This is a genomic window from Nostoc sp. LEGE 12454, assembly GCF_056620565.1.
Genome location: NZ_JBWQXL010000049.1, coordinates 1 through 25,981, shown reverse-complemented (window position 1 = coordinate 25,981; position 25,981 = coordinate 1). Strand labels below are relative to the sequence as shown.

General features: G+C 43.0%; 20 protein-coding genes. 12 read left to right on the top strand and 8 right to left on the bottom strand.

Going from position 1 to position 25,981, the window contains the following annotated elements; genetic code table 11:
- Positions 1 to 215 precede the first annotated feature (215 nt).
- Both AC1F2U_RS29430 and AC1F2U_RS29425 read right to left on the bottom strand, forming a co-directional pair.
- Positions 216 to 2,093: an N-acetylmuramoyl-L-alanine amidase gene (locus AC1F2U_RS29430; protein WP_480264349.1), complete on the bottom strand. Its 1,878-nt coding sequence runs from the start codon at positions 2,091 to 2,093 to the stop codon at positions 216 to 218.
- 642 nt (positions 2,094 to 2,735) lie between these two features.
- Positions 2,736 to 4,214, bottom strand: coding sequence for a cation:proton antiporter (locus AC1F2U_RS29425; protein WP_480264348.1), 1,479 nt, complete (start codon positions 4,212 to 4,214; stop codon positions 2,736 to 2,738).
- 325 nt (positions 4,215 to 4,539) lie between these two features.
- Between AC1F2U_RS29425 and AC1F2U_RS29420 the strand changes: the two genes are divergently transcribed.
- Positions 4,540 to 5,283 (top strand): SIMPL domain-containing protein, encoded by a 744-nt coding sequence (locus AC1F2U_RS29420; protein WP_480264364.1) that lies wholly within the window; start codon positions 4,540 to 4,542, stop codon positions 5,281 to 5,283.
- Positions 5,284 to 5,418: 135 nt separating this feature from the next.
- Here AC1F2U_RS29420 and AC1F2U_RS29415 read toward each other — a convergent pair whose 3' ends face one another.
- A complete protein-coding gene (locus tag AC1F2U_RS29415; RefSeq protein WP_194040300.1) occupies positions 5,419 to 5,781 on the bottom strand; it encodes a single-stranded DNA-binding protein in 363 nt (120 codons plus the stop codon).
- Positions 5,782 to 6,153: 372 nt separating this feature from the next.
- On the opposite strand from AC1F2U_RS29415, the gene AC1F2U_RS29410 reads away from it, so the two are divergent.
- The 4 genes from AC1F2U_RS29410 (at position 6,154) to ribD (ending at position 10,259) form a co-directional block, all read left to right on the top strand.
- Positions 6,154 to 7,161: a rod shape-determining protein gene (locus AC1F2U_RS29410; protein WP_104908541.1), complete on the top strand. Its 1,008-nt coding sequence runs from the start codon at positions 6,154 to 6,156 to the stop codon at positions 7,159 to 7,161.
- Between the two features lie 101 nt (positions 7,162 to 7,262).
- A complete protein-coding gene (mreC, locus tag AC1F2U_RS29405) occupies positions 7,263 to 8,057 on the top strand; it encodes a rod shape-determining protein MreC (protein ID WP_334837950.1) in 795 nt (264 codons plus the stop codon).
- 25 nt (positions 8,058 to 8,082) lie between these two features.
- Positions 8,083 to 8,700, top strand: coding sequence for a rod shape-determining protein MreD (mreD, locus tag AC1F2U_RS29400; protein ID WP_334837951.1), 618 nt, complete (start codon positions 8,083 to 8,085; stop codon positions 8,698 to 8,700).
- A gap of 341 nt (positions 8,701 to 9,041) precedes the next feature.
- On the top strand, positions 9,042 to 10,259 hold the full coding sequence (ribD, locus tag AC1F2U_RS29395) for a bifunctional diaminohydroxyphosphoribosylaminopyrimidine deaminase/5-amino-6-(5-phosphoribosylamino)uracil reductase RibD (protein WP_480264347.1): 1,218 nt from the start codon (positions 9,042 to 9,044) through the stop codon (positions 10,257 to 10,259).
- Positions 10,260 to 10,319: 60 nt separating this feature from the next.
- Here ribD and AC1F2U_RS29390 read toward each other — a convergent pair whose 3' ends face one another.
- The 4 genes from AC1F2U_RS29390 to AC1F2U_RS29375 form a co-directional block, all read right to left on the bottom strand.
- Entirely contained in the window at positions 10,320 to 10,538 is a 219-nt protein-coding gene (locus AC1F2U_RS29390; RefSeq protein ID WP_292740664.1) for a hypothetical protein, read from the bottom strand.
- Between the two features lie 381 nt (positions 10,539 to 10,919).
- Entirely contained in the window at positions 10,920 to 12,425 is a 1,506-nt protein-coding gene (locus AC1F2U_RS29385; RefSeq protein ID WP_480264346.1) for an HAD family hydrolase, read from the bottom strand.
- 58 nt (positions 12,426 to 12,483) lie between these two features.
- Complete coding sequence (locus tag AC1F2U_RS29380; RefSeq protein ID WP_480264345.1) at positions 12,484 to 14,298, bottom strand: protein kinase domain-containing protein; 1,815 nt, start codon at positions 14,296 to 14,298, stop codon at positions 12,484 to 12,486.
- Between the two features lie 270 nt (positions 14,299 to 14,568).
- Positions 14,569 to 15,618: a tellurite resistance TerB family protein gene (locus AC1F2U_RS29375; RefSeq protein WP_480264344.1), complete on the bottom strand. Its 1,050-nt coding sequence runs from the start codon at positions 15,616 to 15,618 to the stop codon at positions 14,569 to 14,571.
- Positions 15,619 to 16,095: 477 nt separating this feature from the next.
- On the opposite strand from AC1F2U_RS29375, the gene AC1F2U_RS29370 reads away from it, so the two are divergent.
- The 7 genes from AC1F2U_RS29370 (at position 16,096) to AC1F2U_RS29340 (ending at position 25,351) form a co-directional block, all read left to right on the top strand.
- Entirely contained in the window at positions 16,096 to 18,024 is a 1,929-nt protein-coding gene (locus AC1F2U_RS29370) for an alpha-amylase family glycosyl hydrolase (RefSeq protein WP_480264343.1), read from the top strand.
- 947 nt (positions 18,025 to 18,971) lie between these two features.
- The gene (locus tag AC1F2U_RS29365) at positions 18,972 to 20,546 is read left to right on the top strand and encodes a CPBP family intramembrane glutamic endopeptidase (protein ID WP_480264342.1); all 1,575 of its coding nucleotides are present in this window, start codon (positions 18,972 to 18,974) and stop codon (positions 20,544 to 20,546) included.
- Positions 20,547 to 21,024: 478 nt separating this feature from the next.
- Complete coding sequence (locus AC1F2U_RS29360; RefSeq protein ID WP_334843083.1) at positions 21,025 to 21,150, top strand: hypothetical protein; 126 nt, start codon at positions 21,025 to 21,027, stop codon at positions 21,148 to 21,150.
- A gap of 144 nt (positions 21,151 to 21,294) precedes the next feature.
- Complete coding sequence (locus AC1F2U_RS29355; protein WP_334843085.1) at positions 21,295 to 21,570, top strand: TM2 domain-containing protein; 276 nt, start codon at positions 21,295 to 21,297, stop codon at positions 21,568 to 21,570.
- Positions 21,571 to 21,744: 174 nt separating this feature from the next.
- Complete coding sequence (locus tag AC1F2U_RS29350) at positions 21,745 to 22,005, top strand: hypothetical protein (RefSeq protein ID WP_480264341.1); 261 nt, start codon at positions 21,745 to 21,747, stop codon at positions 22,003 to 22,005.
- A 158-nt stretch (positions 22,006 to 22,163) separates the two neighbouring features.
- Complete coding sequence (locus tag AC1F2U_RS29345) at positions 22,164 to 24,665, top strand: heavy metal translocating P-type ATPase (protein WP_480264340.1); 2,502 nt, start codon at positions 22,164 to 22,166, stop codon at positions 24,663 to 24,665.
- A gap of 197 nt (positions 24,666 to 24,862) precedes the next feature.
- The gene (locus tag AC1F2U_RS29340) at positions 24,863 to 25,351 is read left to right on the top strand and encodes an FHA domain-containing protein (protein WP_094352473.1); all 489 of its coding nucleotides are present in this window, start codon (positions 24,863 to 24,865) and stop codon (positions 25,349 to 25,351) included.
- A gap of 80 nt (positions 25,352 to 25,431) precedes the next feature.
- On the opposite strand, the gene AC1F2U_RS29335 is transcribed toward AC1F2U_RS29340, so the two are convergent.
- Positions 25,432 to 25,779 (bottom strand): hypothetical protein, encoded by a 348-nt coding sequence (locus AC1F2U_RS29335; protein ID WP_289798874.1) that lies wholly within the window; start codon positions 25,777 to 25,779, stop codon positions 25,432 to 25,434.
- Positions 25,780 to 25,981: the final 202 nt, after the last annotated feature.

The following is a 25,981-nucleotide window of genomic DNA, read 5'->3' as shown; positions in this document are numbered from 1 at the left end:
AGCCGTACCCTCCAAAGAAGCAAGCTACGCATAGCGTTCCGCAGGACAGTCTAAAATCCAAAATTTGTTGACTTGCAAAGTATCAAATGACAATAACAAAGAAGCTACTCTTATTCCGCCGCAAGAATACTTAAATTGTTTTACTACTAAATTGGATAAAAATGGTAAAGATTAGATGTACTTACTCAACAATTTAGAAATTTAGACTAAATTACTTATCTTCTCTTTAGATACTGAAGAACGCCACGAGCGATCGCTTCTGCCATTTGATTTTGGTAAGCTGAAGTTCTGAGCCTAGCCATATCCTGCCGACCAGTCATATAACCCGTTTCCACGAGAATGGAGGGCATAGAACTTTTTCTGAGAACATAAAATCTAGCTCGCCGCACTCCCCTGTCTCGGATATTCAGGCTTTGGAGAATACTGTTATGGACAATGCGAGCTAGACCCAAACCACTGTCGTAATAATACGTTTCCAAGCCATTAACATCTGGACGACTCGCACCTGCTGAATTAGCGTGAATGCTAACAAACACATCAGCATTCGCTCGCTCTGCTAATTGCACGCGTCCCGGAAGGGTAACAAAATAGTCAGAATCCCGCGTCATAATAACCTGTACGCCATTTTGCTGCAAAATCTCAGCAAGTCTCTTACCAATAGGTAAAATAACATCCTTTTCGCGTGCCCCCCCAATCCCCACTGCTCCTGAATCTTTACCGCCATGTCCGGGGTCAATAATAACTACAACTCGCCCATTGGTAACTCGGCGCTGTGGTTGTGGTATGGGCTGAGGATTTGGATTGTTTGGGTCAGGGAATGGCCCGCGGTTTGGTGGTGGTAGCCCAGGTAAAGCAAAGGGTGGTCTTCCGGGGAGGGAGACAATTCGCCGAGAACCTTGGATTGGTAGAGCTAAAAGCTGGTCGCCGATTTGCTGGGGTTGCCCAATTTGCACCCCTCCTGCGGGTTGAACTAAAACAACCACTGTATTGGATGCTTGAGGTTGCAGACGTACCCGAAGAATGGGACTATTGGGAGCAAAAGTAGGCCCTGTAACTCTGGGAGCTAACTTGGCATTGGTAATTGTGACGCGGAAAATACCTAAGGATCTATCCCAGATTCCCGTAGCAGATAAAGGTTGGTTGCCTCTAATTAGCAGTTGTTTGCCATTATCGGCAAGTTGCACAGATTCAATTGTTGCTGGCGAGTTATTGGCAGATGGTCTATTGGGAAAGGAAACGGCTTCTGACTGATTGTCCGAATTATTACTTCCAGGCAATCTGACAATCCGACTAGGTAGAACTATCAAACCACCACCGTTACTATTACTTGCTCGCCAATCTGGGCTATTTTTATCTACCCGCAAAGTTAGGCGGACACCAGGAGGTTGGGTTTGCAATGAGGTAAATTCGACGCGGCTAATACCATGTTTGTTAACGGGTATATTACTCTGCTGCGTCAGACGTGGTGATAAAGATGCACCAGAGATATCTAGGAAGATGGTAGCGCGATCGCGGCTGCGAATTACCTGAATCGGCGGATTACCACCACTGGTGCGAATGAACAACCCATCACCTGTGACTTGTAAGTTTTCAATTTGAGTTGCCCCTCGTGTAGTAGTAGCAACCCTTGAAATATTAGATTGACGTTCTGAGTCTGGGGTAACTACACTGTAAGCACTTCTAGGAGATGAAGCTACTTTTTCGACTTCTGGCGTAGGTAATTGCACCGTCCAGCGATCGCCACTTGTACCAACAAATTTCACCCGTTTGGGGTCTAAACTGTAACCAGGAGTAAGTTCGACAACTATGCGTGTTGTATCTACATCAAACTGTCCAACACGGATTGAGCGAATTCCACCACCCACCTGTTGGGTTAACTGCGGACGACCAAATGTAGTTCCCGGCAAATCAATTACCAGCCGAGTTGGGTTGAAAATTAGTTGTGCTTGGGGTTGAACTGCTCCCACAGTATTAATTTCCAGCCTGTTTTGATTGGCATCAAAGCGCCAAGATTCAAGTCTCGCGGCCATTGCTGGCGACGATAGCATGAAGATAGTTCCAATAGTGCTGGCTAGTAACCAATGTAATTTCACAGTCCTTTCTCCTAATTCACATTCATGGGAGCCGTCAATATCTCAACTCATTGGTAAATCATCATCACACCATCACCACCTAAACTTGACTTCTGAATCCCTTGTTTGATTTTTAAGCCAGTATTTAGACACACTTAAATCATTTATCGGGTTTCAAATTAAGTTTAAATCCCCATGCCAAACCTTCCACCTTTACAGGTGGAGAACTTTGACTCCCAATAAAGCTAGAAAACTGATAATTGATAGCTGTTTACTGATAAGTGTTTGTTCTTTGCTGCCATCGATGCACTGAGTAAATAATTCCCATTACTGTCAAACGATCTAGCAAGATTTATGGGTGTTACTCCCCAATTATCTGGAAAATATTCAGATAAAGGCTCACAAGCTGAGGGAGACTAGAAATTAAGTAACATTCTGAATGTTGGTAGAAATTATAAACAAATGATTATTCTACAATCACACGGGACGGAGATTTGAGGATAGAAGTTTCCACTGCGCAATTGGAGCAGAGGGGCAGGGGAGCAGCACTTCGGCTACGCTCTGTTACCGAGGAGCAGAGGGGCAGAGGGGCAGAGGGGGAGATTATATTGAACAAGTTTCTTCCTTATCTCTTCCCAATGCCCAATGCCCTATTCTCAATAATTAACGATCGCCAGAATCTGGAGTTACTCCCAAATTGCTGCTGTCATTTGATGCTGGCACCCTCGACTGAGGTGGTTCAATTACCAACGAAGTCCCAGAGGAACCGTCTAAAATTAGTTGCTCTGAGCTTCCGTCCACGGTTTTTGGATCTGGAAACACAAATCGTAACAACGGAGGAGCTAGAAAGGTTGTCAAGATAACCATCATGATAATTGCTGCTCCTAACGGTTTCGAGAGAGCGCCACTGGCAGCGCCGACACCAGCAAACACTAACCCAACCTCGCCTCTAGGAATCATTCCCACACCGATCGCTAAACGGTTGATTTCCGGTTGACCAAACACGCTTAAACCTGTGATTACTTTACCGAGAATGGCTACTGTAATCAGGAAAGTTGCCATAATTAGACCTTCTCGATTGTCGGGAATTGCTGGGTTTAATACTCCTAAATCGGTTTTTGCCCCAACAGTCACAAAGAAAATTGGCACTAACATATCAGCAATGGGACAGACTTGCTTTTGCAGTTCTTTACGCTTATCTGTCTCTTCTAGAACTAAACCAGCTGCAAAAGCTCCCAAAATTGCTTCTAAGTGGATGACAGCGGCAAGGTATGCCATCGCAAAAGCGAAGACGAATGCTGGTATTACTAGTCCCCCACGTGTTTTGAGTTGATCGGCGATCGCTACAAAGGACTTATTGAAAACATTGCCTAGTAGGATTGCTCCCAAAATAAAACCAGTGGCGCTGATAATCAAATAAATGACTTTGCTGACATCCACCACGCCGTCTTTAGCTAAACTGGCAACTACCGCTAAAACGATGATTCCTAGAACGTCATCAATTACAGCAGCACCCAAAATAATCTGCCCTTCTTTAGAATTGAGTCGCCCCAGTTCTGAAAGCACTTTGGAAGTAATACCAATACTAGTAGCAGTCAAAGCCGCCCCTGCAAAAATTGCGGGTACAGCCCCAATCCCAAACAAAGTCATCAGCCCCACAGTCCCAGCCGCAAAGGGTACTACTACCCCAACTACTGCGACAACAGTGGCTTGGATACCAACTGCCATTAAATCTTTTAAATTCGACTCCAAGCCGATTTCAAACAGCAGAATAATCACACCCAATTCTGCCAAAACGGAAATGACCTCAGACTGGGCTGCAAACACTGCTGGAGTGGCTTCAGATGTTAAACCAGCAGTAGTTTGAAGGAAGGACATAATCAAAGAGTTAGAACTGTCTGTGCCGCCTTCTGGAAATACCAAAAGGTGGAAAACAGAGATGCCAACTACTACACCGCCAACGAGTTCACCTAAAACAGGCGGCAAACCCACTTGGTTTGATAACTCTCCACCAACTTTGCTGGCGAGATAAACGACTACTAAGCTTAGTAGTACTGCTTCGACTACCATTGAACTGTCTGCGGCTTGTGTTGCGCTGGCCAGCAGAGGAAAAGAGAAGTTGATTGGATCTAACAAATGCATTAGGTTCTCTGAAAATCCTTCTCTTTGATTTTGACGCGTTTCTGAAAAACATCCTATGGTGAAGCAATCCGAATTCAAAAGGAATACGGCGTAAACGTTTCATTTACGCTGTGCAGTACTAGTGTAATTTTTTTAGTTTCAAAAAATGTAACCATTTCAGCTTTTGACGATCGCAGTGTCAAAGTAAGAACATATAAATCGTATCTAGCGATCGCACTTGAGTTGTGAAAAACTGATGGTGGCTGTTGGCTCTCAACGACCACCAGAAGATTGCTACATACCTTTATTCAAAACATCTGTGGATACTTTGAGGAGTGCAAATATGATGACTAGAGCCGCTTTACCCGGTTCTCAGTTTCCATCTGGAAACCTGTGGAAAATACTGCCTTTAGCAATGCTTGTATGTGCAACTTTTGTACTACCTGCATTCGCACAAGAAAAAGATAAATTGTGGCGAACCCTTAGTGTAAGTGGTCGCGGAGTCGAAACAATTCCAACAACTCTGGCACAAGTCAATTTAGGAGTGGAGATTCAAGGGAAAACAGCCCAAGAGGTACAGCAAGAAGCCGCTCAGAGGTCATCGGCGGTGGTTGCGTTTCTCAAGAGCAAAAATGTTCAAAAATTACAAACTACCGGTATTCGTCTCAATCCGGTTTACAGCTACACCAATAATGTGCAGCGGATTACAGGCTATGCTGCCACTAACACTGTGAGTTTTAGTATTCCTGTTGAACAAGCTGGGACATTATTGGATGATGCAGTCAAAGCCGGTGCAACACAAATTAACGGCATTAGTTTTGTTGCGAATGATGAAGCGATCGCAGTGGCTCAAAAGCAAGCATTAAAAGAAGCTACTCAAGACGCGCGGCAGCAAGCTGATGCGGTTTTCAGTGCCTTGGGTTTTAAATCCAAAGAAATAGTCAGCATTCAAGTTAATAATGCCAGTGCGCCTCCACCACCACCAATGTTTTTACGGGCTGAGGCTGCGAAATCAGCTGATGCTTCCACCCCGATTGTTGGTGGTGAACAGCAAGTAGAAGCATCGGTGACGTTGCAAATTAGTTATTAGTCATTTGTTATTTGTCATTAGTCCTCTCTTACAAAGTTCTGATCGCCGGAAGCCGGCGCTCAGACTTTGCGCTTTGTCATTTGTATAGGCAAAAGACTAATAATCAATGCCTAATGCCCAATGCCCAATGCCCAATTAAAAATGTTCTGAAGACATATCTCCTGTACCACCTTCTGCATCTCGCTTAGAGCCTAATAAATCCAGTTGATCTACTTGGATCACTGGGGATGAGCGGTTTGCTCCTGTTTGGCGATCGCTCCATGTGTCAAATTTCAAAGAACCTTTGACAGCAATTTGCCTGCCTTTACGTACATAATTACCTGCCACCTCCGCCGTTTTTCCCCATAGTTCCAAATTAAACCAGTCGGTATGTTCACCTTCTTTTGTGCGACGATTAACAGCTAGTGTCAATCTACACTTCACACTACCAGACTCAAAATACTTAATCTCTGGGTCGCCGCCTACACGACCAATGAGGGTGACAACATTGATACTCATCGCGTTACCTTTCAGTACAAACGTACTTAGCAATTCTGACTTTCATCATAGCGAATTGTGAAAGACTTGAAAATAATGTGTTAAACAGTTAACAATATAATTGACTTGAAAATTTATACACACTATTTGGAGAAACACATAAAAATATACGGATATACTAATCTAACCAGAGAATATCAAAAAGTACGGGGCTTGAGACATACTACATATTCCTGGGAATCATATAAAAATATTGTCTAACTGACTCAACTCAGGATAAGAACTTTATCAAATCCGGCACAATTAACTATTACCGTTGTAGTCAAAAAGTATCGCACATAGGGGGCTTACAGACGCGTGGGTATTTTTAGGAACTTTCGCACTTCATGGGATATGGGTATCGACCTCGGTACCGCGAACACCCTGGTTTATGTATCTGGTAAAGGTATTGTACTACAAGAACCTTCTGTAGTTGCTATCGATGTCAACGAAAAGGTTGCACTAGCAGTAGGAGAAGAAGCCAAAAAAATGCTCGGTCGCACACCGGGAAATGTGATTGCCCTCCGTCCTTTGAGGGATGGTGTAATCGCTGACTTTGAGATCGCCGAACTGATGCTGAAAAGCTTTATTCAGCGTGTAAATGAAGGTAAATCTTTGATTTTACCCCGAATCGTCATTGGTATTCCCAGTGGTGTCACAGGAGTAGAAAGACGAGCGGTGATGGATGCAGCTCACCAAGCAGGAGCCAGAAAAGTCTATTTAATCGATGAGCCTGTAGCTGCGGCTATTGGTGCAGGACTGCCTGTTGCCGAAGCAACTGGCAACATGATCATCGATATTGGTGGTGGGACAACAGAAGTTGCAGTGCTGAGTCTTCAAGGTACAGTAATCAGCGAATCAGTACGCATTGCTGGAGATGAACTGACTGATGCGATCGTTCAGTATATTAAGAAAGTTCATAATTTAGTCATTGGTGAACGTACTGCCGAGGAAATCAAGATTCGGATGGGTTCTGCCTATCCAACAAATGATGATAATGACGCCATGATGGAAGTTCGAGGCTTACACCTGCTTTCTGGTCTACCGCGAACTGTAACAATCAAAGGGCCGGAAATTCGTGAAAGTATGTTGGAACCACTATCAGTAATTATCGAAGCTGTGAAGCGGACACTAGAACGCACACCACCAGAACTGGCAGCAGACATTATTGACAGAGGTATTATGTTAGCTGGTGGCGGTGCTTTGCTCAAAGGCATAGATACCCTCATTAGCCATGAAACAGGGATTATTACCCACATTGCTGCCGATCCTTTGAGCTGTGTTGTACTGGGAACAGGTCGTGTGTTAGAAAACTTTAAACAGTTGGAACGAGTTGTTACCGAAAGCTCTCGCAATATGTAGCAAAAAAAATATCAGAATTGAGTTCTATTTGAGTTCTATTTGGGTTCTATATAAATAGAATCCAAGTAGAACTTAATTTATATAAGTACATACAGGTATATATGGTGACAATACGGCGTTGGTGGGATCGTAAAGGGTTGCAAATTGGGTTGTTAGCTTTAGTAGTTGGTAGTGCTTGGATCTTGCGACAGACTCAAGGTGAGCTAGTGCTTGAGACATATCAGGCAATTACCCGTCCATTAGAGATGTTGCAGTCAGGGCCAACTCCAGAAGAACGTCTCAGAGATGCCCGGATGATGGAATTGCAAACCCGTATAGTAGATTTGGAAAGTCAAAAGACAAAGTTACAAGATTTATTAGGCTATGTGGAAAAAGAGCCATTGGCATCACGACCAATTCCAGCACGGGTGGTAGGACGTAGTGCTGACCAATGGTGGCAACAAGTTACGCTGAATCGCGGTGCGAATGCAGGAATTCAGGAAGGCTTCGTAGTCAAGGCAGAAGGCGGATTGGTGGGTTTGGTGGAGAGTGTAACTCCCAATACTAGCCGCGTGTTGTTAATCAGTGACCTCAAGAGTCAAGTGGGTGTATCAGTTAGCCGCACAGCAGCTAAAGGTGTTTTGCGAGGAGATTCTTCTGCTGAAGCTGTATTGGAGTTTTATGAAAAAGTTCCAAATGTGAAAGTAGGAGATTTAGTTTCCACATCTACTTACAGTCAGAAATTTCCATCCGGTTTGGCAGTAGGACGAATTAAGTCGCTAGATTTAAAGAAACTTCCGGCATCAGTGGCGAAAATTGAGCTTTTTCCGCCAATCCGCTCTCTCGATTGGGTAGCTGTTTATCCCAAGCCAGAAAATCAAGAGTCGGCAAATCAAGTGCCGCAAAAGTCTAAGTAAATTCTTTGAAAAAATCCATAGAAAAATGAAGATTCCTGCATTTGGTGCTAGCAGGCAGAAAAAGCCAAAATCGTCAGAGCGAAAATCGAAATTCCGAATCCAGCCGCTGGCTCGTTGGCATCCCGGTATACGTCAGTTGTTGGGTTGGCTCGTGACGGCTAGTTCTGTACTATTATGTTTACTATTATTACCAACCCGATTCCCAGGTATGGAATTGTTGGGAATTGGCCCTAACTGGTTATTAATTTGGGTGGTAGCTTGGAGTGTGAAGCGCACGGTGTTTGCCGGAGCATTGGCAGGTATAGTTCTGGGGCTACTTCAAGATTCGATGACATCACCTAGCCCGACTCATGCCATCAGTTTAGGTATAGTGGGGGCTTTAACTGGTCTGCTCCAGAAACAGCGTTTTATCGAAGAAGATTTTATTTCGATTGCTGTAATTGTCTTTGTTTTGGCAGTTTTGGCAGAAACTATCTTTGGGTTGCAATTAACTTTGCTCGGCAATGAGCGCAAGGTGACAGATATTTGGACATATTATCAGCGCGTCGCTCTTGCCTCTGCCATTCTGAGTAGTCTGTGGGCACCTGTCGTCTATTATCCGTTGAATCTTTGGTGGCAGCGGATGAAATTATTGGAGCAATAAGGGAGAGACGCGATTAATTACGTCTGTACAAGAATTAGGAGTAGAGACGCGATTAATCGCGTCTGTACAAGAATTAGGAGTTAAGAAGGGTTACAGGTGACAGTCAAGAAAATTATCTTCTGTACCCTGTAACCTAAATTTTTATGGAATTTGGGCAACCTCTGGCAATATGGATTCAAGCTACAGTGAACTGTAAGTGTGAATATTACAGACTCATGTAAGTTGAGACAGCCAATAATAGCGCCTAGATATTACTGTTTAATTATCAGGAGCAAAGCGCGATTCTCTTGTGGAGAGGCTGCGCGATCGCGTGCAGAATATTTACAGTGTTGCCTAAAATTATGGATAATTCCCCAGTAGTGGCTCAAGCAGATGCATCCTTACCAAATGACACTCAGAAAAATACACGAATAGTGGAGTCAGCATCTGGCTCGAATTCACCACCGAAGCAAAAGGTAGGAACTGACTTTGACTCTCGCATGATGCTGCGGTGTTTGGAACTTGCCCGTCGCGCTTTAGGGCGGACTTCGCCAAATCCGTTAGTGGGAGCGGTGATTGTCAAGGATGGCGAGATTGTCGGCGAAGGATTTCATCCTCGCGCAGGTGAGCCTCATGCAGAAGTGTTTGCTTTGAGGGAAGCAGGCGATCGCTCTCGTGGTGCAACAATCTATGTCAGCCTCGAACCTTGCAATCACTACGGACGTACTCCCCCTTGTTCGGAAGGATTGATCGAAGCAGGAGTGGCAAAAGTAGTAGTGGGTATGGTTGATCCCAATCCGCTGGTAGCTGGAGGTGGCATCGCCCGTTTACGGGCAGCGGGGATCGAAGTGTTGGTGGGAGTAGAAGAGGAAGCCTGCCGTCACCTAAATGAAGCTTTTGTGCATCGCATTCTCTATAAGCGACCTTTGGGAATTTTAAAATATGCCATGACTTTAGACGGCAAAATTGCTACTACCTCTGGTCATAGCGCTTGGGTAACAAGTCAAGAAGCCCGCAGCGAAGTACATCTAGTGCGGGCGGCTTGTGATGCCATAATTGTCGGCGGTAATACAGTCCGACAAGATAATCCTTATTTAACCAGCCATCAGGTAGGGGCACATAATCCCCTGCGGGTGGTAATGAGTCGCCATCTCAACTTACCGGCCAGTGCCCATCTGTGGCAAACCGCGGATGCTCCAACTTTGGTGTTGACACAGAAGGGTGCTAACCCCGATTTTCAAGAACTGTTGCTCAAACAGGGTGTGGAGGTGGTGGAATTAGCATCACTGACGCCGGATAAGGCAATGGTGTACTTATATGAACGAGGTTTTTGTAGCGTGCTGTGGGAGTGTGGTGGTACTTTAGCTGCTAGTGCGATCGCTCAAGGAGCAGTGCAAAAAGTTTTGGCATTTATTGCCCCAAAAATCATTGGTGGTAGTATTGCTCCCACACCAGTGGGCGATTTAGGTTTTACTACCATGACTGAGGCGTTGTCTTTAGAACGTGTTCGTTGGCGTGTAGTAGGTTCTGACTGCTTAGTGGAAGGTTATTTTTCCCCAAAACCTAATAGTCAACAGTAATAACACTTGACGATCGATCTATTTATCTTGGTTTTGCGTTGGCGTAGCCCGCCGTAGGCATCATGAACACTGGCGTTCATGTGCAAGATCGCGTATGAGGGCTAGTCGAGATTGAATGTAGTGGCTAAGAAAATCAGTTTCGTTAGAATCTAACAACACTTGCGTTTCGGTTTGTTTCACTAACCACTGCACCAAGCTAGCATCATCCAGTTGTAAAAGGAGTTTGGCTTGAGCGGTTTCAACCACTGACCAAAGCTGACGCATGATTGTAGGAGTCATCAGACCTCAATTGAATAATTTAGCTTTGCTGTCTTCAGATTACACAATTCCAATCGAACTTTACGACATGAATGTAGAAGCTGAGACAAGTATTATTAAAAACTTAATAATGGTATTTATAACTTTATGAAGATTAAGGATTGGAAACTCAGTTTGACAATCTATCTTTAAGCATTGGGTCAACTGCGAAGATAGATTGTCAAGACTTAGAGGATGTTTTAAAAGGGTATTTTGCTTTCATGACGATCGCAGCAAAGAATTTCGGTACATGACTGGAACCTTAATTTATCTTTGCAGTCGATCCAAATCAAAAGGGCAATAATTATACCTTTCAGGACTTTTATAAACAGCCTCTTAGTATACGCAGTTCATGAAAACTTATTATCCTATTCTTTTATCTTTGGAAATCGGATATATTTCACGGACTATTTTCAAAAACTGATTTCTTGCCCGGTAGGTACACAAAGTTAAAATTACCCAAGTCTGCCAATTCATTAATATAGAACTATTTTGAGTCCCTAGAACGACGGCGATAACTATAAATCCAAACAGAACGAGAGTAATCATCTTATGGGGTAAATCTTTTAACCACTCACTATTCACAAAACGATAAACAAAATAGCGTATCCAGCGACTAATCACTTCTGCTATGAATAATATCGCCCCGATGATATTGGTTTTTGTCACTACCAGAAAGGCAAAGTACTTATAAGCTTGCAATAAAAAGTAAAGCCAAATTCGTGTCTGCTTATCAACATGGTTGTAAGCATAAAAAGTTACTCTTACGACCAGGAGCATACCGATCCAGGATGCCGTATTAGTTAAAACTGTTACTAAGTCAATAGCCCTAACTTCAAAAGCAAAACTCTTATCACTTGAAACAACTTTAGCCAATTCCAAAACAATTATTCCGGGAACAGCGAAAATTATAGACCAAAGCCAAGCCTGCCATATACTGATTCGGTTCTTATATTTTAGGTAAGTTTCTGAAAGCGTTGGTTTTTTCTCAAACCTTTCAGCAATTATGTCATTTTCTACATAGCCTAGTTCATAGATGCACCAGAAAGAAAGTACTAATAAAAGCATACTGATGGCATGAAGGATTGGTTGGCTATTCACCCAACTCAAAGCTACTATCAAAACCACAAGATCGTCTAATAATATCACTTTGAGAAAATATTTCTTACCTGGTCGCTTCGCTCGCTCTAGATACAAAAACGGAATATAAAGATCAGCCATAGCCGAAACATACTTTGCTTCTGGCCAAATAACTAAGCATGGAGTCGCTACACATGCAAGTAATGGGTTATCATCCTTTGAGTCTGTGATTGCGATCGCACGGACAACTTCATTATTACCCAATGATGCTGTCACCAAGAAGTGTTTTCCTCGCTGTCGATCTATCGCTCCTTGCCAAAATCGACAAGCTATGATGCCATCAAAATTTATGGGGAAGTGTTTGGACAGCGGACGAACAATGAAATCAAACCCTTGGGTGGTCAGTATTACACGTGAATTTGGATTCTTAGTAAGTGCTTGTATCAGGGTAGTATTCCCATAATCTTGAGCTAGCTGTTTAGCCCGCCATTGCCACAAAATTACAGTCCAGGGAAAAAGTAAGGTTGCGACTAAAACCCTCATCCAATCTCGTGACACCTCTCCTTTAATTTTCCCTGGCAACCAATTCCACGGTTTGACAAAATTCAACAAAGTGAGTAACAACCACCCAAGTACGCGGGGTTGTAAAGTGTTGAGGTACTCTTGCGTTGAATTGCGTAGGAAAAGAGTTTCATCTAAATCTACTAGGATGGGTGTACTATCCGGTGCTATTTGAATGATGTTTACTACATCAGGTACGGAAGTTTCATGACTTAGTGCATTTATCATAAGGCTTATAACTTGATGTACTGATGCAATTTTTAAGTTCTGTCAATCTTCTAGGAGATTAACACTGTTTTGCTGTAGATGGACTCACAAAATCATGCAAATCTGCATCCCAAATGCTGATGTAAATAAAATCACATTCTTGGCGGATAATTTGACCCTTGACTGAGCCATTCTTAAAACTAAAATTATCCGATTGGCGCTGTTGTACCTGTTTGAGTCCCTGCTTAATTTCTTCAGTGGCTTGCCCTGCTAACATTCCATTCAAGGTAGTCTCCATGACTTCTGGATCTACCGATTGAGCAAAAGATACCTCAGTTTGACGCAGCGTTTTAGAATTACGATCGAATAAGTAGCCAAGGTCAATTTTGTTTGGCACTAGTTTGTAAACGACAGCACGAGTCTTGCCCCATGCGCCTCTTAAATCTTGATTTGGTTTGCCGAGGGTAGCTTCTACGATATTTCTTGTTGTACCTGTAGGGAATGCGGGAACGCTTTCTTTGCTGGCAGTGGCAGCTAATTTACTGCGCGGCTTGTTTTGTGGTGTAGAACGCGCTTCTGGTGTGGGAACTGCACTTGCCTCACTCTCTGGTTCTGGCTGTGGTGTGGATGTTACTACGGGCGCAGGAGTCTCTGAAGTTATAGGCTCTTTTTCTGGCTGTGGTATGGGTACAACTGGGGGATTAGAGGTTGGTCGCTGTCGTGGTGATGAGCTAGGGATAACTGGAACTGGAGAAGTTTGGGAGGAAACGGGCGGTTCGGTTGATTCAGAAGTCGGAAAAGATTCTGGTGATGGCGTGGAAGTTGTGCCAATGGTTGTTTCTGGTTGTTGCTGACGAATGATGCTAGGAATTGCTACTGCACCAATCAAGCCGCCTATGAGCAAACTACCAATAATCACAGCAGATTTTTGCCAGTTCCCAGGAGTGGAAGACCCTGGAATCGCAGAATTGTTTTGCGGAGAATATAATGCCTGAGTTTGTCGAGTCGATGCAATGGGAGAAAAACTAACTGTGGGAGTATTTGCAGTTAGCTCAGGAGGTATATTAGTAGCAGACTGCAAGGCATATAGCATTTTACTGGCAGTGCTGTAGCGATCGCCAGCATGAGGTTTAATTGCCTGATTGAGTACTGCCGCCAATTGAGAAGACACGTTAGGGGCGTGCTGCTGCCAAAGTATTTCCCCAGTTTTTAGATCGGTTACTAGTTCTTGCGGGTGTTTGCCAGTCAGCAGATAAATTGCCGTTAAACCTAAACTGTAGATGTCAGTGGCGTAAACTGGGCGGCCAACGGCTTGTTCGCTAGGCATATATCCAGGCGTACCAATAACAAGCGATCGTGTGGGGTATCCTGGAGAATTCACCACTGAACGAATTGTTTCTTTCACTGCACCAAAATCAATCAAAACTGGCTCGTTATCAACAGAACGCAGAATAATGTTATCTGGCTTGATATCTCGGTGAATAATGCCTTTACTGTGAACATAATCTAAAACTGAAAGCAGACTCAAGAGAATTTGCCGAACAGCAGTTTCACTCTCAAATCCTTTGGCTTCGACAATTTTTGTCAGGGTTAGGCCGTGAATCCATTCTTGGACGAGATAAAATTGTCCATTTTCAGAAAAGTAGGCATAGAGTTTGGGAATTTGGTGACTACTTTCACCCAAATACTCCAAGGTTGCGGCTTCCCGTTCAAACCGTTGTTGGATAAGTTGGTAGGTTTGCGGGTCATTATTGGTTATCGGTTTTAGTTGCTTGATTACACAGCGACGGCGAGAAGGCATGTGGACATCTTCTGCTAGAAAGGTTTCGCCAAACCCACCAGCGCCGATTACCTGGATAACTTGATAGCGATTGTTCAGCAGGGTTATTGTCATGAAAAATTATAAGCGTAGACACCCAGTGCAGAGCCGGGGACTTCTTGTCTTCTCCGAACTTGTCGTCAGACATCGCCCTTTCCAAATGTACATCACATGAGCGAAGCCAGGGCGAATATACTCTGGTGAAATTAAATATGCGTTATCCAGAATTCTTGTAGAGACGTAGCAGTGCTACGTCTCTTCATTCTTATGTCTAATGCAAGCCGATGCATTGGTATCGCAGAATCCTGCCAAATTTAATTCGCCACGAATGAATGAAATACTGTACTAAGTGAACTCTATAGTCTCAACAAACTCTAAAATACTTTCTTTGATGTCTTCAGCCTCTTCTTCAACAGAATCAGGAATTTCACCGTTAATAAAACTGTGCTGACTACTAACTATATACAAAAATTCACCACTGATAAAGGTGAGCAATCCTCGGTACGCATCTAATCTGATCGCAGTTCCATTATTTTCTTGCTTAGAAATTGTAGAACCTTTGGGCATATCAATTAACACGTAGTAAGCGCCTCGCAAAGTATTTTCTAGATATTCGGTATACTCCACAGAAGCATCTGGTACATTGGCAAAAATCGCTTGGGGTACATACTTATCTACTAAAATTGTTTGTAAATATTCTTCTTGTCCAACAGACTCCAATTCCTCTAACTGTTCTAAGGGGAAAGGATAATAATCAATTCTCAGCAAAGTACCGATGTCATCAGAAAAGCCAACTACTCCTTCCTGGCTTTGAATTCTACCGCCCTGCTGCGGATCGACAGGAATCGGCACGGTAAAATTACCTAAAGGGGATTGATATGTCTGTTCGCTAAAATCTTCGATGACTACTGTCTCATCTTCGTCGTCTGCATATTCTTCATCTTCTGCTTCTTTAAAGGCTGCAATTACCTCCTTGATGATTTCCTCTGCTTCTTCATCCTCTAGTTCTAAGGCTGCTTGTAGCTTTTTGAGGTAGGCTTGTTTCGGTTTGGGAATGGCGAGGTCATCGTCTAAAAGCACTATTACCCCAGCGGCAAAACCATCTAGCACTAATTCATCCGAGAGAGATATTTTGGCGGCATTAAACAGGGGCCCAATTCCCTCTTCTTCTGCAATGGAGATGAGTCTATCAACTATTTCTGCAATGTCATCTTCTGAGTATTCCTCGAAAACCTCGAATTCCCAGAGGATACCCGCTAAACTTTCTGCATCTACCTCTTCAATAAATGAATCAGCGATCGCAGTCACAGTTGCGATCGCCGCCACCGCTTCCTCTGGACTTAGTGATTCCTCTGATGTCTTTGGTGAGTTAAAAACCTTGTCATATTTGGTCATAATTGCTACCTAAATTAATTCCTTGATAGTAATAACAGATTGAAAGTGACAATGGTCAGTTTACCAATGGAGCGAATCTTCTAGAGAAAAAGTTAGCTGATACGTGGTTTAATCAGTATTGCTCAGGTGTAATAAAACCTGATTTACAAATGATTTTCCCGGAGTTGAGGTGTTTTAAATTTGTTGTTAAATATACACTTAAACACGAGCTAGGCTCAATATTTACCGCAAGTCAACTGAATTAAATATTGTAAATTTTTGTGACCGAGCAATTATAGTAAATAACTGCTATAACTTTCTATATTTATCCTCTAGCAGATGAATTATATCTATCGATAGAATTATAAACTAGCTAGCGATAGATACCTATACCGTGGGCAGGATGTCACAATACCGAAGTTTGTAGTGACACACAATACCCGAAACGTTGTACTGTTGGTTCTGCAAGTGTGAATTAGATGAAATTTTGAGTTTTTTATGGTACAGACCCCACCATCCCAGTTTTCACCAGATCAATATAAAGTAGATCCTGCAAAGGAAAATGTAGAAGCTCTTATACAAGAACCGCAGTTAGATATTGAGATTGCTCTAGAGTTCCTTTACACCAGAGATATTGAATTTCGTCAGGAAACAATTTATTTTCTCGTAGTCGATCGCTTTTATGATGGCGATCCAGATAACAGCGAAGGTGCAAACTCAGAACTGTACGATCCAACTAGACAGGATTGGGGTAAGTATTGGGGTGGCGACTTGCAAGGTGTCATCGATAAATTAGATTATCTCAAAAATATGGGAGTGACTGCCATTTGGCTAACTCCACTGTTCGAGCAGGTTGAAGAGTTATTTGTTGGCAATGCAGCAATACATGGCTATTGGACAAAAGACTTTAAACGGCTTAATCCTCGATACATTGCTGACGGAGACAACCCTTCTTTAAACGCTACTCAAGAAGAAAAAAATACAACCTTCGATCGGTTAATTACAGAAATGCACAAGCGCAATATGAAGCTAGTGCTGGATATTGTCTGCAACCATAGCACACCTGATACTAGCGGTAGTAAAGGTGAATTGTATGATGATGGTGTCAAAATTGCTGACTTTAATAATGATGTCAATAATTGGTATCACCACTATGGCGAAGTGCAAAATTGGGAAGACGATTGGCAAGTACAAAACTGTGAACTATCTGGTCTAGCAACCTTCAATGAAAATAATACGGAATATCGGGAGTATATCAAGTCAGCCATTAAACAATGGCTAGACCGGGGTGTGGATGCACTGCGGGTGGATACTGTCAAGCACATGCCGATTTGGTTTTGGCAAGAGTTCACTGGCGAGATGACGAATCACAAACCAGATGTATTTATTTTTGGTGAATGGATTTATAGTAATCCTGATGACGAGCGCTCAGTGGAATTTGTTAACCACTCAGGCATGACACTTCTAGACTTTGGCTTGTGCGTGGCAATTCGAGCCGCACTAGGACAAGGTTCAGAAATGGGATTCCAAACAATTCAATACATTTTTGACCAAGATCATCGCTACAACGGGGCAACAGAGCTAGTTACCTTCATTGATAACCATGATATGTGCCGTTTCCAATCGCTGAATCCCGATCCAGCGATGCTGAAGGTTGCGATCGCCTTAATTATGACCTGTCGCGGCATTCCCTGCATATATTACGGCACAGAACAGTATCTGCATAACGACACCGATGGCGGTAACGACCCATATAACCGCCCAATGATGGAAAATTGGGATACTGAGAGTGAGATTTATCGTTGCATCAGGCTGCTGTCTGGGTTACGGCGACTGAATCCAGCCGTGTCAATGGGTAGCCACTGGCAAAAATACCTAACACCGGATGTTTACTGCTATTTACGCCGCTATCGCGACTCTGCGTGTTTTGTCGCTTTAAACCGGGGAGGAGAAGTTACTTTACCAGAAGTAGAAACAGAATTACCCGATGGCGAACATACCTGCGTAGTGACTCGCAACAAGTATGAGGTGAAAGATGGCAAGATTTATGACCTAGTACTAGAAGAAAGGGGAGTGCTTGTTTTCAGCCACGTTGGCGAACGGGTAAAAGCACAAACAATTGTCCGCGTCCAACTCAATGGCGTAGAGACTAAACCTGGTGAAATTATTGTAGTGACAGGAGATTGTCCAGAGTTAGGTAACTGGGATATTGGCAAAGCCTATCCCCTAGAGTACATCAACACCAATACTTGGTTTGCTGAGATTCCCTTTGATGAAAGTGCTGGTAAGCTAATTGCTTATAAATATGCCATGTGGCGGGAAGGGCGATCGCCTCTACGCGAAAATCTCGTAAATCGCCGCTGGGTAATTGCCAAAGAAGGTACTGTCAAATGGCGTGATACCTGGGCATCGGGAAGAGAATCATAGAAATAAATATCGAATCAAGTATGAAGAGTGAAGGATTAAAATTTCGATTCTTCACTCTTCATTATTTATAAATTTTGAGTACTCAAAAATACACAAATTGAAATTATACCAATTTGAAAAAAGAATGCGACAAATAGACCATTTGTAGAGACGCGATTCATCGCGTCTTTACCCAAGGATGTGTTGCAATCATTAATTGAATTGGTATTAATAAAAGGAGTAATTGCTAGATTCCTTTTGGAAGATTAAGTAGGACAGCATCAATAATTAAAGGTTTGTAGTCAGCGCTTTCGCCCTACTTTGTTTGTAAAATGTCTAGTAAAGCACTGCATTGAGCAAAAATAGGCAAATTCTTTCACTATGAAACAACTTCTCGATCCTGAATTTATCTAAGTACAATGTTGCGTAAAAGCGTAGCGTTTTTAATGCAGGGAGATGCAATGGCATGACAGAGGCACGCATTAACATTGTATCGAGATGCATTGGCATTGCAGAGGCACGCATTAACATTGTATCGAGATGAATTGGCATGACAGAGGCACGCATTAACATTGTATTGGGATGCATTGGCATGACAGAGGCACGCATTAACATTGTATTGGGATGCATTGGCATTGCAAGGTATTGTCAAATTTAATTCGCTACAAATTAATGAAATGCTGTATTAAGTTAAACTGGTGAGACTCAGTAACTAAGCATAGTAGGCATAATTAAACATAAAATAAAATCTTAGTTCGTAGTGAGTTATTCATCGCTCAAAACAAAGATGATCGGCTTCCTCAAGGTGGGAGAACACTACTGTAATTTAAGATTGTGGGTGCATAGGCTAGCAAAAACCACAGGCATCGCAAACTTATAATATTGATGATATCTATCCACCTCTGACTTTTTATTGCGATAATTCCCAAGGGGGACGCGCTCTCCACTGGTCAGTTAAAGGGGGATAGATGACACTCAAGCGGTTGGTTTTATTTTTTGTGATGACGCCGATAGCAGTTCTGTTGGCAGTTTCGGCTTTATTCGGTAGTTGGCAAGAACCTCAATTTCAAAGTCGTTTGGAACTATACCAAACAAATATTGCTTTACAAGCTCAAGCTTGGCAATCAGAAGATAGCGGTGATGACAAACTCCAGACGATTCGGGAAGCAATACTTGGCGAGCAACCTCTAGAAAGCGCTACAAAGCAGTATCAGGAGGCGCGTCAATCAGTTCAAGCTAATTTAGACAAAGTTAACAATCAACTTGCACAATTACGCTCTCAAGCTGAAATAACTCCCACGCCTCCGAAACCTCTACCAGACGCTCCTCCCACTATTAAAACCTCTAAACAGGGACAGCAACAGTTACAACAGTCTTTTAAGCAATTACAAAAATTACTGGCTGAATTAGACCTGCGCTTGGGAATCTTACAAGCACAGCAAGGACAGACTGATATAGCTTTCAAGACTTGGAGTGAATTACAACAACGCTCAGATATTAATTCAGGGTTTTGGGAAACCGCCGCTGTATTGACTGGACTGTGGAGCAATCCTCCTCGTATCCTCCCAAACGCTCAAGAACCAATTCAAAAGAATTTAGAAGGTTGGTTTCGCTCTACTGCTTTGGTTAAGTTATACCAACTCCAGCAACGACAAGATGCGCTGTCAGCAGTAAAAGCCGCACAACAAGAATCTTCTGCTCAAGCAGTGATTAAATTGGCAGTTATTGGCACTATTCCCACCTTGGCAGCTTTAATTGGTCTAATACTGCTGATTTTATTATTTGCTCAACGCTTGTTGAAAGGAAAAGCCTCTTTATTAGCTCAAAATGCTGATATCCCCTGGTCAACGCCTTGGGGTGGTGAAACGGTTTTGCAGGTTTTTATCATTGGCTTTTTCTTCATGGGGCAAATTTTTGTGCCCTTAGTAATATCGTTGCTACCTATTCCGCGTCCTATTGTGGATGTGCGACTTCAGGCATTTTCTGTGTTGGTTAGCTACTTCTTGGTGGCATTAGGTGCGCTGTTAGTGCTGTATTTCTCTCTCAAGCGCTTTTTTCCACTACCAGAATTCTGGTTTCGCTTCCGTTTTCAAGATAACTGGTTTTTGTGGGGGCTGGGAGGCTATTGCACGGCTTTACCTGTAGTTGTGGTGGTATCTTTGATTAATCAGCAGCTATGGCAAGGACAGGGTGGGAGTAATCCTCTGTTGCAACTAGCTCTGGAAAGCCAAGATAGTATCGCACTTGGTATATTTTTCTCCACAGCGGCGATCGCAGCTCCATTTTTTGAAGAAATCCTATTTCGCGGTTTTTTGTTACCCTCTCTAACTCGTTACTTACCCGTGTGGGGATCGATTCTGATCAGTAGCTTGTTGTTTGCGATCGCTCACCTCAGCTTATCGGAAATTCTCCCCCTGACCGCATTGGGCATCGTCTTGGGAGTAGTTTACACGCGATCGCGCAATCTCCTCGCTCCTATGCTCCTCCACAGCCTTTGGAATAGTGGTACACTATTAAGTTTATTTATTTTAGGTAGTAGTTAATACAGATGCAGTACTGTTGCCAAAAACAAAAATATCTGATTTTATCTCCATAGGTAGAGACAATTTACTAGTAATAATTGGTTATAAGCATAAATACTGGCTGAAAACCCAATTACGATAATGGCAAAAGCAAATTAAAGAATGCTATTAACATTCTCATTCGGGTAGATTTTAGCCATTTTTCGAGATGTTAATTGTCTTCTTGAACCATTTTTAGCTGTCATAAATTGGAATGCAATTCCGGTTTGCGCTCATGGAAGTGGGGATCGGTAACTAAAAAGCGGTTAGAAAGATATGGAAGATGCCTTTTGCGCTTCTAGATTACCACTAGCCACATAATTGTCTTGCCGGTGCGATGGCGTTTTACATTCGCTAGAAGCATTGCAAAAGAATCCGGAAATAATACTGATGGACTTGTAAAAAGTGGTGTATGTAGCAGCTTTTGCTGATTATTTAAGATTTATTCTGCTCAAGATAAATGTCTGAGCTAAAAATCTGCAAAACTGCTGCACCAGGGTTTGCGATCGTCAAATCCAGCAAAAGTCATCAAGGAGTACCAGTTCGGCCTAAACAGCAAGACATTTTGGCGTCTCCTCTGGAATAGAAGCACGCTGATTTTAATTATTCATCTTGAGACTTACTCAGACTGAAAAAATTAAAAATCTATTTATTAAGCAAGTAAATGTATTTGCTTCCATTACAATAAAGACTTTATTTTTATACTCACTTATCAAGGAGCAGCACTTATATGGCAAATCTTAACCCCAGTCACCCTACCAAACAACTTCTAGCTGGTTACTGTGGCATTATCCTGGGAGCGTTTGGGGTTCATAAGTTTATTCTAGGATACGCTTCGGAAGGCTTTATCATGTTAGTGATTTCTGTAATTGGAGGTTCTTTTACCTACGGCGTTGCTTTGTTAGTTATGCAACTTGTAGGTCTAATTGAAGGCATGATCTACTTAAATAAATCCCCTGAAGGATTTGTAAGTACCTATTTTGTGAATAAGCAGGGCTGGTTCTAGTGCAAGAATAGCTTTCTTACTAGAAGCAGAGAATGATACCCTCTTCCCAACTTAGGATTGCAGCAAAAGCGCAGGGATAAAGGGCAGCAACCAAAGAAAGATCCTTTTCCCTTCCGCTTCACCCTTAGCAGAAGTTATATAGCACTTCTACCTCCTATATTTATTTTTATTGATATGCTCATTTTCAAACCTAAACAGCTTAACTGGGCAATGTTCTTCTTGTTAGGCTTAGGATATTTCAGTGTTATGTCTCATTTAGAAATCAACTATTTCTTAAAAAACCTGATTGCGATCGCGCCAATACAGGTGGCTGCTATTATTTATGTCACTTATCGACGTTGGAACTGTCAACCCCCTGTAGGGGAATTTAAAATTCCAAATTTAAAATTTAAAATTCAGAACCCTACAGATAAATCTGAAAACTTGGAACCTTGAATTAAGTACAGCGATAGTCTTGATGCTCAACAAAGTACGATAAATTAATAATTTTAATATGGTTGACATTGAGTCATAGTTCCATATTTAGCCTACGCTCGAATTAGAGACGCTTTTAGTCAGGCGTTGAATTTCTGTAGCGAATCTAAACACAAGCCATGCAACTTGTCCCGAAAACTAAGCCAGCCCTAGAACTTGACCCAATCCTAGAGAAGATTATTCTAGATGTTGGGGGTATGAAGTGTGCTGGGTGTGTGAACGCTGTAGAACGACAGCTGACCCAACATCCAGGAGTCAAGAGTGCCTGTGTGAACCTGGCCACAGAGGTAGCAGTTGTAGAATCAGAAGTTGGTGCAATAGATGCAGATGCACTGGCACAGCGATTAACAGCTGTTGGATTCCCGACTCAACCCCGAAAAGCTAATGGCATAGCGGGCGAGATATCGACTTTACCAGATCCAGCAGAACGACAACGCCGAGAAATGCGTTCTTCTCTATGGCAATTAGCGATCGCAGCGGTGTTGCTGATCTTGTCGGGAAGTGGACATTTTGGTAATCTTGGTAGCTCAGTGCTGCCAGTCCTAAATAACATCTGGTTTCACTGTGGACTGGCGACAGTAGCGCTGTTAATTCCCGGCCGCCCGATTTTAGTAGATGGCTGGCTGGGCTGGCGACGAAATGCGCCTAACATGAACACTCTGGTGGGATTGGGAACGCTGACAGCCTACATTGCTAGTTTAGTAGCGCTGCTTTTTCCCCAATTGGGTTGGGAATGCTTTTTTGACGAGCCAGTAATGATGCTGGGCTTTATTCTCTTAGGAAGGACATTAGAGCAACAAGCTAGAGGTCGTGCGGCGGCTGCATTTAGGAAATTGCTAGCACTCCAGCCACTCTTAGCGCGATTGATTGCCAACCCAGAGAAAGCCGGAATGGGTTCTTCTAGTGTTGAGATTCCTGCTGAACAGGTGCGTGTCGGTGAATGCTTACAAGTGCTGCCAGGCGATAAAATCCCCGTTGATGGTGAAGTGGTAATTGGTCAAACAACGGTTGATGAATCAATGCTAACCGGGGAAGCAGTGCCAGTAATCAAGAAACCAGGAGATATGGTGACAGGGGGGACACTAAACCAGTCAGGAGCGATCGCAATTCAGGCAACCCGGACTGGAAGTGATACAACTCTAGCTCAAATTGTCGCCCTAGTAGAAGCCGCCCAAACTCGGAAAGCACCAGTACAGAAATTAGCAGATACAGTAGCTGGTTACTTTACCTACGGGGTGCTGACAGCATCTGTCTTAACATTTGGATTTTGGTACTTTTTCGGCACTCACATCTGGACTGATATCACCATGTCTGGTGGCATGGAAATGATGAACCACGCTACACATGAAGCACAGCACGCGCTAAACGCCCCGCTACCACTAACAGCACTCAGCACTCAGCACTCATCACTCCTAATCAGCTTAAAACTAGCGATCGCAGTTATGGTAGTCGCCTGTCCCTGTGCTTTGGGACTTGCCACACCAACAGCCATTCTGGTTGGAACTGCTATGGGTGCAGAACGAGGTCTGTTAATCAAAGGTGGCGACGTTTTAGAAAAAGTACACCAGTTAAACACCGTAGTATTTGATAAAACTGGCACTCTGACTACAGGTAATCCCATCGTCACAGATTGTCTGTTAATTGAGGAAATGGGTTCTGGGGAAGAGGCAGAGGAGCAGGAGAAGAATAATAATGCCCAATCCCTCATTCAACTAGCAGCAGCCGTAGAAAGCGGTACTCACCATCCCCTAGCAAAAGCAATTCAGCAAGAAGCACAGCGGCAACAGTTATCTATTCCAGAGGCTGTAGACTTTCACACGGAACCAGGACTAGGGGTATCTGCTGTGGTAGAGGGCACAGTTGTATTGTTGGGTAACTGGGAATGGTTGAGTTGGCACGGCATTGCCATTAACGAAACCGCACAACAGGTAGCACAGGATTTAGCAACAGATGGTAAAACAGTCGTTTGCGTCGCGATTGGAGGAACTTTAGCCGGACTAATTGGTGTTTCTGATACCCTCAGACCTGATGCTCGATCCACCGTAGATAAGTTGCGTCAGATGGGCTTACGGGTCATGTTGCTCAGTGGCGATCGCAAAGAAGCAGCTAGCGCCATAGCCAAACAACTAGGATTAGATAGCGCTGATGTAATAGCAGGCGTTCCCCCAGCTAAAAAAGCAGCGGCAATACAGTCTCTCCAGTTGGAAGGGACAAGGGGGCAAGGAGACAAAGGGACAAAGAAAACTCCCCACTCAGTTGTGGCAATGGTAGGAGATGGAATCAACGATGCTCCAGCTTTATCTCAAGCTGATGTAGGAATTGCTTTACACTCCGGGACAGATGTGGCGATGGAAACTGCTGAAATTATCCTAATGCGCGATCGCCTAAACGATGTCGTCGAATCTATTCAGCTTAGTCGCGCCACCTTCAACAAAATCCGCCAAAATTTATTCTGGGCTTTTGCATATAATACACTTGGCATTCCTTTAGCAGCAGGTGTTTTATTCCCTAGTCTGGGTTTTGTGCTTAACCCATCTGGTGCTGCTGCATTAATGGCTTTTAGTTCTGTTAGCGTCGTCACCAACTCAATATTATTACGGCGATTCGCTCATCGCCCGTAGAATACTCCTTTACACGTCTAATTTGCCATCACAAATATTGGTTATCAAAACACAATTCAGGAGTCAGTTGTCAGATTAAAACACTTACCAAAGCTATCATAGCTACTGGAGTAGAACGGCCATGTTCTACTCTTTCAAGGTATTATGCAATTTTAAAGCTTATTTAGATTAGCACCACAGACTGATGGTGCCCGAAAATGGCAAGATACGATACTAAACAAATCTTAATCAATTACAGTTCCACCGATTTGTCAATGGCAGCAGAAACCAATGAAAACCATCTACTGATTATTGAAGACGATCAAGGTCGCAAAGAATTTTCTCTGGAGCACCCCGTCTACTCTATTGGTAGAGACCGCGAATGTAATATCCGTTTAATGTCGCAGTTTGTCTCCCGCCGCCATGCCACATTAGTGAGATTGCCACGAGAGCATAATAGTCATAGCTACTATTACCGGATTGTAGATGGCGATGCCAAAGGTAAGCCTAGTTCCAACGGTTTGATGATTAATGGACGCAAGATACCAGCCCACGATCTCAGAAATGAAGACGAGATCGTTTTTGGGCCTCAAGTACGTGCCATTTATTACCTTTTAAGAAATACTCAGCGTTTAGGACAAACGGATTCGAGTGAGTATGATATTACACTAATAAACCCCGGTATGGCCGAGGATTTAGAGGAGTAAGCGAGTGAATTATAACTACCAATTACAGTCTGACACTTCCACAGCTTCAAGCCGTGGGAGTATCAATTCAATCACCAAAGCTATCCTGCAATACTTTCAATCAAATGCCAATGACGGCTACTTTCAATAGATTGCTTGATTAACTCAAACATTTGTCGGCAGTAATTATCTAGGTGAATTGGTAGTTCTTCATTTTTAATCACAATACTCATGCGAGTTTCAGTTTCAGTAGATTTTGATTTATCAATCAGTACTTCTACTGTTATTAATTTAGGAAAAGGAACATTCCCAGGAACCTCACGACCGATAATATATTCGGCTGTGTGATATTGAATATCCAACTGACAGTCCTGTAGAAGTTCTACAAGTAACGGCAACAGATGGTCACTAGGAACAGAAACAATAAATGAACAGGTATAGCGAGCCATAATAGCCCCAAGCCTTGCAACACTCCGTCCATCCTATAATACCGAAGTATCTAAATATAAAGTCATTAAAAAATCAAAGTTTTTGAGAGCAGGTACTACCAGATATACAGTCAATGAAGAGGCAGGGGGCAGGGGGCAGAGGGGCAGGGGAGCAGGGGAGCAGAGGAGATATGTTTTAGAATGCAAGTTAGTGTCACTATAA

What these genes read in the sequence shown, in the direction of transcription:
- AC1F2U_RS29350 (WP_480264341.1), top strand. Translation starts at nt 21,745, where the DNA reads ATGCTCATTTTCAAACCTAAACAGCTTAACTGGGCAATGTTCTTCTTG.
- AC1F2U_RS29345 (WP_480264340.1), top strand. Translation starts at nt 22,164, where the DNA reads ATGCAACTTGTCCCGAAAACTAAGCCAGCCCTAGAACTTGACCCAATC.
- AC1F2U_RS29385 (WP_480264346.1), bottom strand. Translation starts at nt 12,425, where the DNA reads ATGATAAATGCACTAAGTCATGAAACTTCCGTACCTGATGTAGTAAAC.
- AC1F2U_RS29390 (WP_292740664.1), bottom strand. Translation starts at nt 10,538, where the DNA reads ATGACTCCTACAATCATGCGTCAGCTTTGGTCAGTGGTTGAAACCGCT.
- mreC (WP_334837950.1), top strand. Translation starts at nt 7,263, where the DNA reads ATGGTGACAATACGGCGTTGGTGGGATCGTAAAGGGTTGCAAATTGGG.
- AC1F2U_RS29415 (WP_194040300.1), bottom strand. Translation starts at nt 5,781, where the DNA reads ATGAGTATCAATGTTGTCACCCTCATTGGTCGTGTAGGCGGCGACCCA.
- AC1F2U_RS29410 (WP_104908541.1), top strand. Translation starts at nt 6,154, where the DNA reads ATGGGTATCGACCTCGGTACCGCGAACACCCTGGTTTATGTATCTGGT.
- AC1F2U_RS29365 (WP_480264342.1), top strand. Translation starts at nt 18,972, where the DNA reads ATGACACTCAAGCGGTTGGTTTTATTTTTTGTGATGACGCCGATAGCA.
- AC1F2U_RS29340 (WP_094352473.1), top strand. Translation starts at nt 24,863, where the DNA reads ATGGCAAGATACGATACTAAACAAATCTTAATCAATTACAGTTCCACC.
- ribD (WP_480264347.1), top strand. Translation starts at nt 9,042, where the DNA reads ATGGATAATTCCCCAGTAGTGGCTCAAGCAGATGCATCCTTACCAAAT.
- AC1F2U_RS29375 (WP_480264344.1), bottom strand. Translation starts at nt 15,618, where the DNA reads ATGACCAAATATGACAAGGTTTTTAACTCACCAAAGACATCAGAGGAA.
- AC1F2U_RS29355 (WP_334843085.1), top strand. Translation starts at nt 21,295, where the DNA reads ATGGCAAATCTTAACCCCAGTCACCCTACCAAACAACTTCTAGCTGGT.
- AC1F2U_RS29335 (WP_289798874.1), bottom strand. Translation starts at nt 25,779, where the DNA reads ATGGCTCGCTATACCTGTTCATTTATTGTTTCTGTTCCTAGTGACCAT.
- AC1F2U_RS29370 (WP_480264343.1), top strand. Translation starts at nt 16,096, where the DNA reads ATGGTACAGACCCCACCATCCCAGTTTTCACCAGATCAATATAAAGTA.
- AC1F2U_RS29380 (WP_480264345.1), bottom strand. Translation starts at nt 14,298, where the DNA reads ATGACAATAACCCTGCTGAACAATCGCTATCAAGTTATCCAGGTAATC.
- AC1F2U_RS29360 (WP_334843083.1), top strand. Translation starts at nt 21,025, where the DNA reads ATGTCTGAGCTAAAAATCTGCAAAACTGCTGCACCAGGGTTTGCGATC.
- AC1F2U_RS29425 (WP_480264348.1), bottom strand. Translation starts at nt 4,214, where the DNA reads ATGCATTTGTTAGATCCAATCAACTTCTCTTTTCCTCTGCTGGCCAGC.
- mreD (WP_334837951.1), top strand. Translation starts at nt 8,083, where the DNA reads ATGAAGATTCCTGCATTTGGTGCTAGCAGGCAGAAAAAGCCAAAATCG.
- AC1F2U_RS29420 (WP_480264364.1), top strand. Translation starts at nt 4,540, where the DNA reads ATGACTAGAGCCGCTTTACCCGGTTCTCAGTTTCCATCTGGAAACCTG.